Source organism: Flexithrix dorotheae DSM 6795, from assembly GCF_000379765.1.
In the GTDB taxonomy this organism is placed as follows: Bacteria; Bacteroidota; Bacteroidia; order Cytophagales; family Flammeovirgaceae; genus Flexithrix; species Flexithrix dorotheae.
In genome coordinates this window covers 165,162-181,309 of record NZ_KB903476.1, presented here as the reverse complement: position 1 = coordinate 181,309, position 16,148 = coordinate 165,162, and the positions used below count along the sequence as shown (strand labels likewise).

The window sequence follows — 16,148 nt, the reverse complement described above, 5'->3', positions numbered from 1 at the left end:
TTTCACTAATATTGGGTAAGTCCGGGGAGTAACCGTTAAAAGAAATTTCATTATTATACTTATATCCAATAATGAAAAAACCCGGCAAAATGCCGGGCTCTTTCTTTTACTATATGTTAATCACCTTAATTGTCTGTTTTAAAAAAAACTATATTTTTAATTCCCCTCAAAAAGCCTGATTGAAAGCTTTTGGGGTTCTCATATCAATTTATTACCAGGAAACTAAAACAGGAATTTTTGCCGTAAACTTCACGAGGATTTCATTCACACCTGATTGTTTTGAAAAACAATCACTTACCACAGGCATTGAAATTGGTTTTAGTTTTTTGGATTTTTGTTTTTAGTAGTTCTTTGTACTGAATCAAATTCAGCGTTTTTAATCAGTTATCTATTAGACGTAATGAATTCGATATTATTATACTTGGTTTGGTTTTTTTTATGAATTTTTTGAAAAATTTCTATTTTGATAAGTATTTATAAAATATAGAAGTGCTTTTACCCAAATATTGTGAATTAAACCACGTGTCTTCATAGATATTGACTACGCTACTGCTGTTTTCAATTTTTTCCTGTTCAGCCAACCTTTCTTTTACCCTATACCTTAAATAGAAATAGGGAATACAACTCATTAAAACTATCAGGCCCAATACCCATTTTAATTTTTTCTGCTGAACACTTTTAAAATATTTTACTAATACTATCGAGATTACAAACATCCCGGGAACTCCACTCCTCATTAAAAAATCGTTGAACATGCCAATAGCATAAAGGGTAATGAGTAGCAGGCTAATGGCCGAAATAATGGTGAATAGCTTAAACTGACTTTTTAAAATGAATTTATAAATAAGCAGGAGATAAAGACCATATTCCACAATGGCAAAGATAATTACCTTAAATGGCCATGATTTTCCCGGAATAAATTCCCAAACCCAACCTGAAATTTCAATTGAAAAATGAGCCTGGAAATAAAAAAACATGACAAGCATGCAAAAACCTCCCCCGAGCAGATTTTGGAAAGAAAATATTTTCTTTAGCCTGAAATAAAAAGCGAAAAAAAGGAAAAAAGGAACCAGGCCAATGGTATTAAATATGGACCATATAGGGGTGAGGCTCATGATAAACCCGATATTACTTAGAGATTTTTTATATAATATTTGATGTATAAAAAGTGAGGTTGCCAACCAGCCTCCAATATAATGCTGAGGAGCCCAGGTCAATCCAACCATTGGCCCATAATATTGTAGGAGATTATTATGAACAGAAGCTTCAGCAGCGACTTCCATCTTGAAAATATAAGGATCATTCCATACTCCGGTAAATAAATATTTTATGGGAACTTTGATGGCTGAATAAAGAAAATCCTGACCTCCAAGCAAAAGAAAAACTATTATGGAAAGAAAAATTAAATTTTCTCCGGAGAAAATAAGTACCCACCTAAAAACTAAATAAATTCCGACTGAAGCCCAGATAATGAGAATTAAATTAGAATGGGTTATGCCAAATATTTTCCCTAATAATCCTGTTGGCAGGTAGTAACCGATATAATAGTCCAGAAATACAGGGTCGTTTGTGAGGTAGTTTTCTTCATAAACTACTGGCCAGCTTTTATTGATCAGATCGAAAATTATGGCAAAATGTTTATTGGTATCTCCATGAAAAATATATCCTCCAATTCCTGCATAAAGTGCGGAAGATATGGCCAATAACCAAATTAAAATCTGGCCATTGAGTGTTAATTTGGAATGGAATGGAATTACCTCCTCATCTGATAAAGATTGATAGAAAAAATAAATGCTGGTGATAAAAAATACAGTGCCAGGTAGGGCGATCAGGGGTTTTAGCCAGCCTAAAATAAAAATAAGGCTTGGGAGCCCTAAATAAATAATGGTCCAGAATGGTAAAAGATTCTGATTTTTTGTCTTGTTTATGGTCATCTGGCAGCGAAATGGTTCATTTTAAATAGTTTACTAACTTAAAAATTATAGTTAATTCATCACCTTGGTATGAATTTCTCCATAGTTAAGAAAGTTGAAAGAATATTACAAAATGATACAACTAAATGGTTGGACAAAATTAAATGTCTTTAATTGTATCATAACTATTGAAAAAAGAGTGGAAATTTCTCAGAATAAAAAAGTACAGGTACCCATGAAAAATTATTTATTAATGCTTTTGCCATTTTTATTAGGGATGATGAGTTGTGGAAGTGATGAAGTGACCAACAGGTTCGTTTACACAGGGGGAGATGCGAATATCAACCCCAATGACTCTGTGGTAATTGATTTCACAGTTGAAGGGAATCTAAATGTAAATGGAATTGCTGTATTGGTAGATTCAGGAAAAGTGAATCATAATTTAAACTTGAATTCCGGTGGAAAGGTCTATATTTTTCCCTTTGACTCAGTAGGTGTTATTCCTATTTATGGAGATGCCAATATTAATGACAGCCTGTTTGTAGCCTCTGGTATTTGGACTATTCACAAAAATTTGAATAACAATTCAACAGGTAAAATATTGAATCAGGCAAAAGTGGAAGTTAAGCAAAATTTGCATCAAAATGGTTTAATTACAGGCTATAATGGGTTTACAGTGGATGGTCAAATTCATTTAAATGGAGGGAATATTACAATTGATTAAGAAGGGGCTTACAAAACCCCCTCTTTCATCAATTCCTTTTTTTGAATTTCCAATTGAACAAACATTTCCTTTACCATTTTTTTTATGGTGAAATCGGGTTTCCAATTCCATTCTTTCTTTGCTACTTTATCATCAATGGAAGCTGGCCAGGATTCGGCAATCTTTTGTCTGAAGTCTGGCTGGTAGGTGGCTAATAACTCAGGATAATACTTTTTGATTTCGGAAATAAGTGCTTCAGGGCTGAAACTCATACCCTGGATGTTATAAGAGGTTCGAACTTTTATATTTTCTTTTTTTGCATCCATTAATTGTAAAGTAGCCTTTATCGCATCAGGCATAAACATCATTGGCAAATGCATATCTTTTTCGAGAAAGCAAATAAATGGTTCATTATTTACTGCCTTATGGAAGACTTCCACTGCATAATCCGTAGTACCTCCTCCTGGCATGGATTTATAGCCGATAATTCCGGGATATCTTAAACTGCGGACGTCCACCCCATACTTTTGGAAATAATAATTGCACCACAATTCTCCTGCATGTTTACTGATCCCATAATTGGTCTCGGGTTCGGTAATGGAATGCTGAGGGGTGAGGTTTTTGGGGGAAGAAGGACCGAAAACAGCAATAGAACTTGGCCAGAACACTTTGTCCAAACCAAATATTCTGGCAACTTCAAGTACATTTAATAGGCCATCCATATTAATCTTCCAGGCTGTTTTTGGGTTGTTTTCCCCTTTAGCCGAAAGTATAGCAGCCAAATGATAAATTTGAGAAATGTGATATTTTTTGACCAACCGGACTAAAGCATCAAAATCCATTACATCCAGTTTTTCAAATTTAAACTTCTGAACTGAATTGGGAGGAATAGAGATATCGGTAATTATGATGTTGTCTGTTCCGAATTTAGCAGCCAGTGCATCGGCAAGTTCTGAACCCAATTGTCCATTTGCACCGGTTATCAAAATTTTTTGAGTGGTGTTTTTTTGCATGTTGTTAATGGTTTACTGGTAAGGTAAAACAAAAATAATTAAAGCTTGAGCTAGATTCAAAAAACTATTTCCCGGATTGTGAAATGATATTTTTCTGTTTTATTAATGAATTTATAAATACAGTGATAAATCAATAATTTATACGTGTATCTATTGAATTCAATCATAAAAAAATCCTGTGATATTAGTAATTCGGAAAATGGAATTTGAAACAATATTCATATAAAATTCAAATGGATATTAAAAATAGAACCACAATTTTGTCATTTTAATGCAGGCTTATACAACTCCTTCATATCCTTCCTTATATTTGCCCCATGGAAGAATTTGAGCAGTTTTTAATTCAAAAAAAGATTGACCCGATTTTATTTAAAAAGGGAGATTTATCCACATTTCAGGATTTTAAATCTCTTTTTTACCAGGTACATCCCAAGAGCTTTGTTGCTCAAAAATTATTTTTAATAAATAAAATAAGAAGGCAATATCCATTCAAGAAAGAAATTGCAGAGCCGGAGGTGCCAAAAAAGAAAATGAGCCGGCCGGTTTTTAAAAGAAAAACTTAATCAATCTTCTTTCCCTACCTTGCAAGGGAGAAATTATAACTTTAATAACCAATATTTAAACATGTTCGACACATTAAAACCACAACTTGAAAAAGACCTTGCTGAAATAAAAGAAGCCGGACTTTTTAAAAATGAGCGCGTAATTACTACTCCTCAGGGTGCTGAAATTAAAACTACTACTGGAAAAGAAGTTTTAAACTTTTGTGCCAATAATTATCTTGGGCTTTCTTCCCATCCTAAAGTAATTGAGGCCGCAAAGGCAGCAATTGATTCCCATGGTTTTGGATTATCTTCTGTACGGTTTATTTGTGGTACACAGGATATCCACATGACCCTGGAGCAAAAGATTTCTGAATTTTTAGGGACTGAAGATACCATTCTTTATGCTGCTGCTTTTGATGCCAATGGAGGTGTTTTTGAACCATTACTAGGTCCTGATGATGCCATCATTTCAGATGAACTGAATCATGCCTCCATCATTGATGGAGTCAGGCTTTGTAAGGCCAAAAGGTTCAGGTATAAAAACAATGATATGGCTGATCTGGAGGAGCAATTAAAAGCGGCTGAAGGTTGTTCACAGAAAATAATCGTGACTGATGGTGTATTTTCCATGGATGGAACCATAGCCCAGCTGGACAAAATTTGTGCATTAGCCGAAAAATATAAGGCTTTGGTAATGTCAGATGAATGCCATAGTACCGGATTCATGGGCAAAACCGGTAGAGGAGTACATGAACACAGAGGGGTGATGGGCAAAATGGATATTATTACCGGAACTTTGGGGAAAGCATTGGGTGGAGCTTCAGGAGGGTTTACCTCTGGTAGAAAGGAGATTATTGAAATGCTGAGGCAAAAATCCCGACCTTATCTTTTCTCCAATACCCTTGCTCCATCTATTGTAGGAGCTTCTATTGCGGTATTTGACATGCTTACAGAAACAACCTCTCTTAGGGATAAACTGGAAAATAATACCAGTTATTTCCGTAAAAAAATGACTGAAGCTGGTTTTGACATTACCCCTGGTGAGCATCCAATTGTTCCAATTATGCTTTATGAGGCTCCATTGGCACAACAATTTGCGGAAAAATTATTGGAAAAGGGAATTTATGTTATTGGCTTTTTCTATCCAGTAGTGCCTAAAAATAAAGCCAGAATCAGAGTTCAAATTTCAGCTGCTCATGAAATAGCTCATTTGGATCAAGCTATAAAAGCCTTTACTGAAGTGGGTAAAGAACTTGGAGTAATTTCCTGATTTCTGATACCTTCTATAAATTAAAAAGGTCCTGATCAATTAAAAATCAGGACCTTTTCTTTTATATGGTTTATAAATTTTATCCTAATAAACTTTTACATTCCATATCTTCAGGCTTTTCAATTCCCATTAATTCCAGAATAGTAGGAGCAAGATTTCCAAGTTTTCCATCCTTAATTGGACCTTTTAATTCTTCATCTACCAAAATACATGGAACAAGATTCAGGGTATGTGCTGTATGAGGTGATCCATCAGGGTTTCTCATAATATCAGAATTGCCATGATCGGCAATCACAATGGTAGTATAACCATTTTGGGTAGCCGCATCAATCACTGCATTGGCACACTGATCTACAGTTTCGCAGGCTTTTACTGCAGCTTCAAAAACACCAGTATGCCCTACCATATCCGGATTGGCAAAGTTTAAACAGATAAAATCTGCAGATTTTGCATTTAGTTCGGGGATGATTTTGTCTCTGATATCACCGGCACTCATTTCAGGCTGAAGATCATAAGTAGCTACCTTTGGAGAAGGGCACATCAATCTTGTTTCCCCCTCAAATGGTTCTTCTTCACCACCCGAGAAAAAGAAAGTAACGTGAGGATACTTTTCTGTTTCTGCTATTCGGATTTGTTTTTTGCCATTTCTGGCTAAAACTTCTCCCAGTGTATTTTCCAGGTTTTTATTTTCGAATAATACATGAACATTTTTATAGGTCTCGTCATATTGAGTCATGGTCATGTAATACAAATCAAGTGGTTTCATATCCTGTTCAGGGAAAGCTTCCTGAGTAAGTGCCACTGTTATTTCCCTGCCTCTGTCCGTTCTGAAATTGAAACATAACACTACATCTCCTTCCTCTATATTTCCCACTGCATTTCCACTATCATCAACCTTTACAATTGGTTTGATAAACTCATCAGTAACCCCCTCATCATAAGATTCCTGAACAGCCTGATCTATTGAAGTTACCTTTTTGCCTTCGCCTTTTACCATGGCATCATAGGCCAATTTTACTCTTTCCCATCTTTTATCCCTGTCCATGGCATAGTACCGACCAGTAACTGAAGCAAGCGCCCCGGTGTTTTCAGCGATATGTCCCTCTAATTCTTTCACAAACTTAATTCCGCTATCTGGTGCACAGTCTCTGCCATCGGTGAAGGCATGCACAAATACTTTGGACAAACCAAAATCATTTGCAGAAGTAATCAATCCCTTTAAATGATTAATATGGGAGTGAACTCCTCCATCAGATACCAGTCCAATAAAATGGACTTTTTTATCATTGGCTTTGGCATATTCAAATGCTTTTACCAATTCCTCATTTTTGCCAATAGTTTTGTCTTCTACGGCCTTATTTATCCTTACCAACATTTGGTAAACTACTCTTCCTGCACCAATATTCATGTGACCCACTTCAGAGTTTCCCATCTGTCCTTCAGGTAATCCCACTGCTAAGCCACAGGCCTGTAATTTACTATGGGCATATTTTTCATAAAGGCTATCTATAAAAGGAGTGTTAGCTTTATCCACTGCAGACACTTCCTTGTCTTTGGCTAGTCCCCAGCCATCTAAAATCATTAATAATACTTTCTTATCCATGCCACAAATTTAACTATGTAAAGGTTTAATCAAATCAAAAGGAGAGGATTTTTTCAACTGATTTGGACTTCTATAGCCTATATTACCAATTGGTTATCATTAATTTTTTAATAGCCATTTCCAAAAGAAAATTACATTTCCTAAAATGTCATAATCTATTCATATTTTGGTAATACAATGGGGAGAGTACTGGAAAAGTAAAAGATATATTTTGTTTTATTTACCAAAATTAGAGGTGTTTCAGGAAGAACCAGGAACTAATGATTAATATAATTGGTAAAACCTTACAGCCCGTATTTATCATTCTTGCCACTTTTTTTTCCTGAAAATTGGAAAAATGCACTATTCAGTTAACTTTGTTAAAGGATTAGGTCTAAGGTTAGTACCACTCATTTTTTCAATCTGAATGCCCCACTTTTCTTTTATCAAAATCCACGTTTATCTTTTTTTATTTTAATTTTTATTTCAAATGAACATTTTCGTAGCAAAACTGAGTTCATCCACCACAAGTGAGGATTTGGACCAGGTTTTCAGTCAATTTGGTGAAGTTTCATCAGCAAAAGTAATTATGGATCGGGACACCGGTTCTTCAAAAGGTTTCGGGTTTGTAGAGATGGATAATGATAGCGAAGGACAAACAGCTATCGAGGAATTAAACGAGTCAGAATTAGATGGCCGTAGAATAGTTGTAAAAGTAGCAAATCCAAGGGAGCCAAGAAGAGGTGGAGGAGATTACAACCAGAGAAGGTATTAAAAATATGATTAATCGGATAAATTAAACCATTACTTTATTTACTAATATATTTTTGTTAGAGAGTAAAAAAAGCTCATTCAGTCATTTGAATGAGCTTTTTTGATTTTCAAATAGATATTACTTCCTGATTAAAGATCGGATAAAACTCGATTTTTTGGGAGGAATCAATGGGAAAAGATCATGGTTTTGACTGGCGTATTTTAAAGTTTCTAATGTATAGAAAGCATTGGGGTTAAATTCATTAATCACATCAACGAGAGCATCCACATTTTTCCTTTTTACCACCGTAAAAATAATGTTCACATCTTCACTTTTACCTCTTTTGGCATCTACAGATGTTACACCATAACCTCTTTTTTCCATTTCTTCTATAAGTAAATGCGCATCTATTTGGGTAATTATCCTTACAATTACTTTCCCCAGTGCCATTCGCTCTTCTATGAGCATACCCGCATAAATTCCCATGGCAAAACCTCCGGCATAGGCAAGGTAGGTGACCACACTGCCAATATTTTGTAAAATCTGACTAATGGCAATTAGCCAGATAGCGGATTCGAAAAAACCGAGTAAGGTGGCTACCAGTCGTTTACCGCTGAGCATAAAAATTACCCTGACTGTGTTAATGGAAACATCACAAATTCTGGCCAGGAAGATTAAGATGGGAAGTATTACCCAATGAAAAATAACAGGACTAATTCCAAGAGTTTCTGCAAAGGCACTCTGCATTGGCTGAAAATTTAAGTTTGAAAATATGAGAAAGTTTCATTTTCATATTTGTTTCAAATGTAGAGAACTTTTTAGCAAATAGCCTCAGAAATTCTCAATGGAATTGAAAAGTTGCTCCGGACAGGTTGTCTTAGCAGGGTCTGTATTTTCGCGACCCTGCGTCTGTAGGGCTTCTGAAGTTTGATGGACGCAAGGTCTCTATCGAAGACCTTGCTGTGAAAAAGCAGTTTTTAGTGTACATTGGAAATTGCTGAAATATCCTACTCGTAAAAAACAATTACCTCATCCTTAGATTTTCTGGTAATATCAGGAACCAGGGCATCTTCTGCCGGATAGCCCACTGGAATTAAAAGAAATGGCTTTTCATTTTTTGGCCTGTTCAAAACCTTGGAAAGAAAATTCATCGGGCTTGGTGTATGTGTAAGTGCCACCAGTCCGGCATGATGAATGGCTGCCAGTAGAAATCCTGAAGCCAGTCCAACCGATTCACTTACATAATAATTGTTTTTCTTCTCATTGTTTTCTTCTTCATAAGATCTTTTGAAAACCACAATTATCCAGGGAGCAATTTCCAGAAAAGGTTTTATTTCGTTGGTTCCAAATTTCTTCAAATCTTCGAGCCAGGAATCGGACATTCGGCCATGGTAATTGACAAACTCTTCTTTTTCTGCGGCTTCCCTTATTTGTTTTTTGATTTCCCTGCTGGAAATGGCGCAGAAAGTCCAGGGTTGTTTATTGGCTCCCGATGGTGCTGTAGAAGCTGCCATAATGATATTTTCAATTACTGCTTTAGGCACTGGCTTATCGGAAAAATCCCGTAAACTCCTCCGCTGATCCATAAACTGATAAAACTCCTGTACCCTTTTTTTTAATTCTTCCCCTTCGAATGAAGTTCTTTTAAAGGGAATAAAACCTTTTTCTGAATCCATTATTTGAAACTTTTTATTTGAAAATAATTTATTTAAGCCGAATCCGCCAGCGATCATTAACCTTAATGGCGTGAGGGATTTCGCTGTCATAAACTCTTAAATGGCCTTCTGGGGAATGGGAACAAAGGAATATTTAAGAAGACTGGAAAATAACTTTTGGATGATTACCCTGAAATTTACCATGTGCACTTCATCCATTTACTAATGCACATTTTAAACAAGCTCTTATTACATTTGCGCCAAAAGTAAATAAAACTACACAAAATGCAATTTGATATTGTAATAATAGGAGGAGGAATAGTTGGTCTGGCTACAGCATTAAACCTGAAAAAGGCTGATCCCGGTCAAAAGATAGCTTTGTTGGAAAAAGAACAGGAACTTGCCAAACATCAGACAGGGAACAATAGTGGAGTAATCCATTCCGGGATTTATTACAAACCGGGAAGTTTAAAAGCCAAAAATTGCATTAATGGTTATCACGATCTGATTGCTTTTTGCGATCAGGAAGAGATTAAATATGAATTGTGTGGGAAAATCATCGTGGCTACGGATGAAAAGGAATTGCCCGCTTTGGAAAATATTTTCACCAGAGGCCAGCAAAATGGCTTAAAAGATTTGAGAAAAATCTCAGCAGGTGAACTTAAAGAATATGAACCTCATGTAAATGGTATAGCTGGAATTGTAGTTCCACAGACCGGAATCATTGATTATAAAGCCGTTTCCCAAAAATATGCGGAGAAGTTTAAGGAACTAGGAGGAGAGATTTTTATGGGGGAGAAGGTAGTGGATATACAAAACGCAAATAGCAAATCGGAGGTAATTACAGCAAATCAGACTTTTGTGGGAAAACTGGTGGTGAATTGTGGAGGGCTTTATTCGGATAAAGTGGCCAGCTTTACTAATCCAAAGCTGGATGTCAGGATTATTCCATTCAGGGGGGAATACTATGAGCTGAAGGAAGAAAAACAGTATTTGGTGAAAAACCTGATTTACCCGGTTCCCGACCCTGCTTTTCCTTTTCTCGGAGTGCATTTTACCCGAATGATTAATGGAGGAGTGGAAGCTGGTCCAAATGCCGTCTTTGCCTTTAAGAAAGAAGGATATAAAAGATCTGATTTCGATTTCAATGAATTTACGGCTTCGCTTGCCTGGCCGGGATTCCGTAAAGTAGCTGCCAAATACTGGAAAACCGGACTGGGAGAGTTTTACAGATCGTATTCAAAATCCGCCTTTACCAAAGCCCTTCAAAAATTAATACCGGAAATTCAGGAAGGAGATTTAAAACCCGGTGGAGCAGGAGTAAGGGCACAAGCCTGTGACCGAACCGGAGGGTTAATAGACGATTTTAAAATTATAGAAAATGACCACAGTGTAAATGTCTTAAATGCCCCATCACCTGCAGCTACTTCATCTTTGGCAATTGGAAAAAGCATTTCTGAGTTGGTGATGAAAAGGATTTAACTGGAAAAACTGCCCGATAGGAAACTGCTGGGCTGCAATACAATTGCAGCCAGTCAGGAAGTATAGGTTGCATTTTACATTACTTCTAATAATAGTTGTCTTCATTTCTAATAAGGAAACACCCCACTCCCAGTAAGCAAACACCTTGCGCCTGGTAAGGAATGTCCAACGTTCCTAGTAAGGAAACGGTCACGACCCAATAAGCAAACGACCACGTTGCTTATAAGGAAACACCCACATTCCTTATAAGGAAATGACCGCTTTGCTTATTAGGATTGCCGGACGATCTCGGTAAGGGGGTGAAAATTGCCTGCCTGTTTTAAGAATATAGTACTTCTAAAGGGGATTTTTTAGAGGTAAAATAATGTAGATGAAAAATAAGCATTCATTTCAAATATACTAACTGTTAAACAAAACAATCATATAAATGGTATTGCCTACTATGGCAAGGAAGGGAATGAAAAGAGCCCCAAAGGCTACTGATTTATCTACAGCCAAAATCTCCCCATTTTCATCTCTTTCAGGGTTTCCCGGCATGCTGTCAAACATCATGGAATCTTTTGGGTCATCTGGGTTATAAAGCAACAGTTCCATGTCTTCATCTTCCAGTAAATGAGTCTCGTGGGTGTAGGCCACTGTGGTGTATTCTTTCCCATCTTTCCCCCTGAACCCGAAATTCATTTTGTACACTACCTGGTCATTAATTTCCCGGCCAGTGGCAATTTTGCCTTTCATTTTTCCAAAAGCCCAATAGCCATGTACCAAAAGCTTTTTAGTTTTCAATCCACCAGTGAAGCCGATAAACACCATTACCAGTCCCAAAAGAGGCACTACAAGTGGTAAAACTCCGGTAGCCAATCCGTACTCAGCCGACCTCAATCCTTTAATTCGGCTAAAAGCATGATTGTTTGCCACATACTCTACAATTACATTATTTCCTTTTCTAAACTGAATTTCCCTGCTATAGGATTGACCTTCAAAAGTTCCTTCTTTAGTCTTATATTCAAAGGTATATTCTTCCACATCTTTCCCATTCACAATCGCTCCGGTGGCTCTCACCGCTGTAATTTTTCCTTTTGTAGTTTCAAGTTGTCCTGAAAATTTACCCAGGTTCATTAAATCAGAATCAAGGGAAAAAACCCAGAAAAATACCATCCCCAAACCAAAAATTGGCCAGCCAATCTGGTTGGTAAATCCACCAAATAAGATTTTTAAAGAAGTAGTGAAAGGGACTTTTCTGGGCGCCTCAGTAAGTTTAATGGTTTGTTCCATTTATCTTGAGTGTTGAAAAAATTGTAAGACAAAAAACGCTTCTGGAAGTTGAGCGAAAAATCAACCTTATTTTAAACAGGAAGCACTAATTGAACAAACTATTGGCAACCCATTTTTTTTAATTTCCACACAATTCCAGAAAGAAAAACCTAATCCGGATTTAAGTACGCTTCTGAACTTCAAATAAAGGAATAAATAAAAATCCCTCCAATAATTTGATAGGGTTTTCACTTTAGTCTATTTTTAAACTTACCTTTCAAATTTAAAATCCCTGATTTTTCTTCAATCTGAAAAAAAGTAAAAGGGTGTATTGCCAAGAAGTGATTTAAACTTTTTGTTTTACAGCGAAAATTGTCAGTTTAAGGTTCTCAGGAAGTAGAAAAATTTGAACTGCGCCAACATTTGGTAGCAGCGCTATTGCTAAATTTTTATGCGAACTGAGGTTCTTGAAATGACAGTTTGGAGCCTAAAGAAATAAGTTTGAATTACTTCTAAATAAAAAATAAGCACTGATTAATGATTTCCATTAAAAACCTGAGAAAAGTTTACAATGAAAGTGTGGCAGTGGACAATATTTCTTTTGAAATAAAAGAAGGAGAAACTTTAGTATTGCTGGGGAAAAGTGGAAGTGGTAAAACCACCACCCTCAAAATGATTAATCGGCTAATTGAACCAAGTAGTGGGGATATTTTTTTTGATGATGAAAATATCCTTCAATTAGATGCCGTAAAACTCAGACGGCAAATTGGTTATGTCATTCAGGAAAATGCACTTTTCCCACATTACTCAGTAGGAGAAAATATTTCTGTAGTTCCCAAATTATTAGGTTGGGATGCGACCAGCATCAATAAAAAGGTAAATGAGCTTTTACAATTGCTGGAACTTGCCCCAGAACAGTTTATTGATCGCTACCCCAATGAGCTAAGTGGCGGACAACAACAACGGGTAGCAATAGCCAGGGCACTTGCCGGAAATCCCAGGCTGGTATTGATGGACGAACCCTTTGGTGCTCTTGATCCCTTAATCCGAAATCAGGTGAGGGAAAGTTTTTTAAAGCTGAAGACCCATTTCAATTTCACAGTTGTGATGGTAACCCACGATATTTCCGAAGCCATAAAACTTGGAGATAAAATTTGTTTAATGGATCACGGGAAAATCGTTCAGATGGGTACTTCTAAAGCACTGGTTTTTAGTCCTGATAGTCCTTATGTACTGGAGTTCTTTACAGATAATAAATTCCAGTTTGAATTAAACCTGGTGAATTTGGCAGATCTGATGCCATTCCTGAATCACAATGAATACAAAGCTGAGAACCCTACAATTGCCCAATTCCCTCATAATATGAATTTCTATGAGCTTATGCAGGAATATGCTGCAACTTCCATTGACAAGTTAGCTGTCCAATTAGAAAATGGGGAAAATATCCAAACGACCATTTCTGAATTATTGGAGGCTTTCAGGAAATATAAAATTGCATTCAACTCCTAAAAACCATTGAAATAAAACCACTATGAATGAGTTTAGGCAATTTGTAATGACTCACCAGCAGGAAATAGCTCAGCGGACCTTTGAGCACATATGGCTCACCCTGATTTCCCTCATTTTGGCAGTGATCATTGGGATGCTCACAGGGATTGCTTTAAGATTTGAAAGAAAGTTTGCCAGTTCGGTAATTGGATTTATTGGTGTTTTTCAGACCATTCCCAGCCTGGCACTTCTGGGCTTTTTAATTCCTCTGGTTGGCATAGGGCCGGTACCAGCCATTATTGCTCTTTTTATGTATGCACTTTTACCCATTGTAAGAAATACCTATACAGGTCTTACAGAAGTAGGAGATGAGCTAATTGAAGCAGGAACCGGAATGGGCATGAGTAAATTTCAGCTGTTAACCAAAGTGGAAATTCCTCTGGCACTTCCTACCATTTTTGCCGGAATCAGAACGGCCACAGTAATCAATGTCGGGGTGGCTACTTTATGTGCTTTAATTGCAGCAGGCGGACTGGGGGAGTTTATTTTTACAGGAATTGCCTTAAATAATGTACAAATGATTTTGACCGGGGCCATTCCTTCCGCTTTACTAGCCCTGTTTTTCGATTTTATTCTGGGATTAATTCAAAAGCATATTCAGAAAATACTCAGGCCTATTTTAATCATTGGAGTAATTCTTTCGATCTTTTTAATGGGAAGGATATTTTTTAGTCCCACAAAAGCTGATCAGTTAACGATTGGGCTGGAGCCGGAGTTTACTGAAAGAGAAGATGGTTGGAAAAAACTGACACAGGTGTATGATTTGAAGATCAACACGGTGCAATTGAACCCGGGGCTTATGTACATGGCGATTAAAAATAAGGAAGTGGATGTCATAAGCGGATATTCCACAGATGGCAGAATAAAAGCCTATGATCTCAAAGTATTGGAGGACGATAAAAATTTCTTTCCGCCATATTTTGCAGCTCCTTTAGTGAAAGCAAGTACCCTGGAAAAATTTCCCGAGCTTAAGGAAATATTAAACAAACTGGAAGGAAAAATTGATAACCAGACCATGTTGCAGCTCAATTTTCAAGTGGATAATGGAAAAATTCCTGCTAAACAAGTGGCCAAAGCTTTTCTGGATTCTTTGGGTTTTAAAACCAGTGTACAAAGAACAGGTCCTCCTGATCTGGTGATTGGTTCTAAAAATTTTTCCGAACAGTTTATCCTCACAGAAATATTTGCTTTACTGATTGAAAATTATTCATTGCTAAAAGTTGAACAAAAAAGTGGCCTTGGGGGAACAAAGATATGTTTCGATGCCCTGATGGCAGGGGAAATTGACATTTATCCTGAATATACCGGTACGGGATTGTATGTCCTTTTAAAGCCGACTGAACAGGAGCAAAAAACACTGGAGGGCGATGCAGGAAAAATTTACGATTTCGTGAAAAGGAAGTTTAAAGAAAATTATGAACTCCAATGGTTGGGGCCATTTGGGTTTAACAATACTTACGCTTTAATGATGCGTAGTTCACAGGCCGATTCCTTAAAAATAAAGACTATAAGTAATTTGGCTGATTATATGAAAAAAGCTACTCCAAATTAATTTGAAGCAGCTTTTTTGAGGAAAATATGTTAATAAAAACATTTTACTTCCATCTCTTATCTTTATAAAGCTTTACCAGCATTTTATTTTTAGTAGCTTTCGCATAGTCCGCTGGTTTTTTGCCTAAAGCATCCTTCACTTTAAGGTTTGCCCCATTTTCCAGCAATATCTCCGAAATTTCATATCGGTTTTCCATAGCTGCAAAATGCAGGATAGTGAACCTCTTATCAGTGTATTTAGGTGTAAGTTTGGCTCCATTGGCAATTAAAGCACTTACTGCCTGCTGATGATCGGCACGAACCGCTTCGTATAGAGGCGACCTGCCGGCTTCGTTTATGGCATTTACATCGCCTCCTTTGGACGCCAATAAGTCAATTACATCTTCATAGCCATAAAAAGCAGCCATATGTAAAGGGGTATTTCTCAAAGCATCTTTAATATTCGGGTCAGTTCCTGTTTCTAATAGCGTACGAATCTGGTCCACCTGATTTTTTTCTATCGCTTTAAATATTACATTTACTTCACTTTCTTGTCCGATAGCATTTAAAGAAAGTCCGGAAAGCAATGAGAAAAGGAAGAAAAAGGTTAATTTCTTTTGGAATCTAAGTTTTTTTGGTTCCATGGGGAATTTAAATGATTAATGAATAATAGAGCTTTTTTATCTTAAAATTTATATTCCTGAAATTATTCAGGAAACTTCTAAAAAAAATTTCTTAATAATATGATTAAATCTAATTAACCTTACACGTATTTTTTTGCTAAAGGTTAATAAAATGGTCTTTTCAATTTATTTATAATTTATTGAATTTCCTTTTTTGAGATTGTTATTTTTGCAATCATCAATTTCACGGGAAAGAAATTGAAAGGCTATTATTCTCAA

The 16,148-nt window shown here is 36.5% G+C and carries 14 protein-coding genes; 7 read left to right on the top strand and 7 right to left on the bottom strand.

What is annotated here, in order from left to right; all coding sequences use genetic code 11:
• Window positions 1–458 precede the first annotated feature (458 nt).
• Window positions 459–1,934 carry a hypothetical protein gene (locus A3EM_RS0131210; RefSeq protein WP_020532191.1) on the bottom strand — a complete coding sequence of 492 codons (1,476 nt, stop codon included), beginning with the start codon at window positions 1,932–1,934 and terminating at the stop codon, window positions 459–461.
• A gap of 112 nt (window positions 1,935–2,046) precedes the next feature.
• Between A3EM_RS0131210 and A3EM_RS0131205 the strand changes: the two genes are divergently transcribed.
• Complete coding sequence (locus tag A3EM_RS0131205; RefSeq protein WP_020532190.1) at window positions 2,047–2,637, top strand: hypothetical protein; 591 nt, start codon at window positions 2,047–2,049, stop codon at window positions 2,635–2,637.
• An 8-nt stretch (window positions 2,638–2,645) separates the two neighbouring features.
• On the opposite strand, the gene A3EM_RS0131200 is transcribed toward A3EM_RS0131205, so the two are convergent.
• Window positions 2,646–3,629 carry an NAD-dependent epimerase/dehydratase family protein gene (locus A3EM_RS0131200; RefSeq protein ID WP_020532189.1) on the bottom strand — a complete coding sequence of 328 codons (984 nt, stop codon included), beginning with the start codon at window positions 3,627–3,629 and terminating at the stop codon, window positions 2,646–2,648.
• 317 nt (window positions 3,630–3,946) lie between these two features.
• Here A3EM_RS0131200 and A3EM_RS44180 point away from each other — a divergent pair, with 317 nt between their 5' ends.
• Together A3EM_RS44180 and kbl are read left to right on the top strand one after the other, a co-directional pair.
• Window positions 3,947–4,192 carry a hypothetical protein gene (locus tag A3EM_RS44180; protein ID WP_020532188.1) on the top strand — a complete coding sequence of 82 codons (246 nt, stop codon included), beginning with the start codon at window positions 3,947–3,949 and terminating at the stop codon, window positions 4,190–4,192.
• A gap of 61 nt (window positions 4,193–4,253) precedes the next feature.
• A complete protein-coding gene (kbl, locus tag A3EM_RS0131190; protein WP_020532187.1) occupies window positions 4,254–5,444 on the top strand; it encodes a glycine C-acetyltransferase in 1,191 nt (396 codons plus the stop codon).
• Window positions 5,445–5,523: 79 nt separating this feature from the next.
• Here the strand turns inward: kbl and gpmI are convergent, their stop codons facing one another.
• Window positions 5,524–7,047 (bottom strand): 2,3-bisphosphoglycerate-independent phosphoglycerate mutase, encoded by a 1,524-nt coding sequence (gene gpmI / locus A3EM_RS0131185; RefSeq protein ID WP_020532186.1) that lies wholly within the window; start codon window positions 7,045–7,047, stop codon window positions 5,524–5,526.
• Window positions 7,048–7,516: 469 nt separating this feature from the next.
• Between gpmI and A3EM_RS0131180 the strand changes: the two genes are divergently transcribed.
• Window positions 7,517–7,801 (top strand): RNA recognition motif domain-containing protein, encoded by a 285-nt coding sequence (locus tag A3EM_RS0131180; protein ID WP_020532185.1) that lies wholly within the window; start codon window positions 7,517–7,519, stop codon window positions 7,799–7,801.
• 117 nt (window positions 7,802–7,918) lie between these two features.
• Here A3EM_RS0131180 and A3EM_RS0131175 read toward each other — a convergent pair whose 3' ends face one another.
• Both A3EM_RS0131175 and A3EM_RS0131170 read right to left on the bottom strand, forming a co-directional pair.
• Window positions 7,919–8,527, bottom strand: coding sequence for a DUF2179 domain-containing protein (locus A3EM_RS0131175; protein WP_020532184.1), 609 nt, complete (start codon window positions 8,525–8,527; stop codon window positions 7,919–7,921).
• Between the two features lie 260 nt (window positions 8,528–8,787).
• Window positions 8,788–9,456, bottom strand: a complete 669-nt coding sequence (locus tag A3EM_RS0131170) for a nitroreductase family protein (protein ID WP_044240425.1) — start codon at window positions 9,454–9,456, stop codon at window positions 8,788–8,790.
• Window positions 9,457–9,720: 264 nt separating this feature from the next.
• Here A3EM_RS0131170 and lhgO point away from each other — a divergent pair, with 264 nt between their 5' ends.
• Window positions 9,721–10,917: an L-2-hydroxyglutarate oxidase gene (gene lhgO, locus A3EM_RS0131160; protein WP_020532181.1), complete on the top strand. Its 1,197-nt coding sequence runs from the start codon at window positions 9,721–9,723 to the stop codon at window positions 10,915–10,917.
• A 399-nt stretch (window positions 10,918–11,316) separates the two neighbouring features.
• On the opposite strand, the gene A3EM_RS0131155 is transcribed toward lhgO, so the two are convergent.
• Complete coding sequence (locus A3EM_RS0131155; RefSeq protein WP_020532180.1) at window positions 11,317–12,189, bottom strand: DUF3592 domain-containing protein; 873 nt, start codon at window positions 12,187–12,189, stop codon at window positions 11,317–11,319.
• Window positions 12,190–12,705: 516 nt separating this feature from the next.
• Between A3EM_RS0131155 and A3EM_RS0131150 the strand changes: the two genes are divergently transcribed.
• Window positions 12,706–13,677: an ABC transporter ATP-binding protein gene (locus A3EM_RS0131150; protein WP_020532179.1), complete on the top strand. Its 972-nt coding sequence runs from the start codon at window positions 12,706–12,708 to the stop codon at window positions 13,675–13,677.
• A gap of 22 nt (window positions 13,678–13,699) precedes the next feature.
• Window positions 13,700–15,268 carry an ABC transporter permease/substrate-binding protein gene (locus tag A3EM_RS0131145; RefSeq protein WP_026210692.1) on the top strand — a complete coding sequence of 523 codons (1,569 nt, stop codon included), beginning with the start codon at window positions 13,700–13,702 and terminating at the stop codon, window positions 15,266–15,268.
• A 43-nt stretch (window positions 15,269–15,311) separates the two neighbouring features.
• Here A3EM_RS0131145 and A3EM_RS44175 read toward each other — a convergent pair whose 3' ends face one another.
• Window positions 15,312–15,890: an ankyrin repeat domain-containing protein gene (locus A3EM_RS44175; RefSeq protein WP_020532177.1), complete on the bottom strand. Its 579-nt coding sequence runs from the start codon at window positions 15,888–15,890 to the stop codon at window positions 15,312–15,314.
• Window positions 15,891–16,148 lie beyond the last annotated feature (258 nt).

Excerpts from the sequence above, each read along its gene's own strand:
- A3EM_RS0131210 (WP_020532191.1), bottom strand. The coding sequence starts at position 1,934 with ATGACCATAAACAAGACAAAAAATCAGAATCTTTTACCATTCTGGACC.
- A3EM_RS0131205 (WP_020532190.1), top strand. The coding sequence starts at position 2,047 with ATGATACAACTAAATGGTTGGACAAAATTAAATGTCTTTAATTGTATC.
- A3EM_RS0131200 (WP_020532189.1), bottom strand. The coding sequence starts at position 3,629 with ATGCAAAAAAACACCACTCAAAAAATTTTGATAACCGGTGCAAATGGA.
- A3EM_RS44180 (WP_020532188.1), top strand. The coding sequence starts at position 3,947 with ATGGAAGAATTTGAGCAGTTTTTAATTCAAAAAAAGATTGACCCGATT.
- kbl (WP_020532187.1), top strand. The coding sequence starts at position 4,254 with ATGTTCGACACATTAAAACCACAACTTGAAAAAGACCTTGCTGAAATA.
- gpmI (WP_020532186.1), bottom strand. The coding sequence starts at position 7,047 with ATGGATAAGAAAGTATTATTAATGATTTTAGATGGCTGGGGACTAGCC.
- A3EM_RS0131180 (WP_020532185.1), top strand. The coding sequence starts at position 7,517 with ATGAACATTTTCGTAGCAAAACTGAGTTCATCCACCACAAGTGAGGAT.
- A3EM_RS0131175 (WP_020532184.1), bottom strand. The coding sequence starts at position 8,527 with ATGCAGAGTGCCTTTGCAGAAACTCTTGGAATTAGTCCTGTTATTTTT.
- A3EM_RS0131170 (WP_044240425.1), bottom strand. The coding sequence starts at position 9,456 with ATGGATTCAGAAAAAGGTTTTATTCCCTTTAAAAGAACTTCATTCGAA.
- lhgO (WP_020532181.1), top strand. The coding sequence starts at position 9,721 with ATGCAATTTGATATTGTAATAATAGGAGGAGGAATAGTTGGTCTGGCT.
- A3EM_RS0131155 (WP_020532180.1), bottom strand. The coding sequence starts at position 12,189 with ATGGAACAAACCATTAAACTTACTGAGGCGCCCAGAAAAGTCCCTTTC.
- A3EM_RS0131150 (WP_020532179.1), top strand. The coding sequence starts at position 12,706 with ATGATTTCCATTAAAAACCTGAGAAAAGTTTACAATGAAAGTGTGGCA.
- A3EM_RS0131145 (WP_026210692.1), top strand. The coding sequence starts at position 13,700 with ATGAATGAGTTTAGGCAATTTGTAATGACTCACCAGCAGGAAATAGCT.
- A3EM_RS44175 (WP_020532177.1), bottom strand. The coding sequence starts at position 15,890 with ATGGAACCAAAAAAACTTAGATTCCAAAAGAAATTAACCTTTTTCTTC.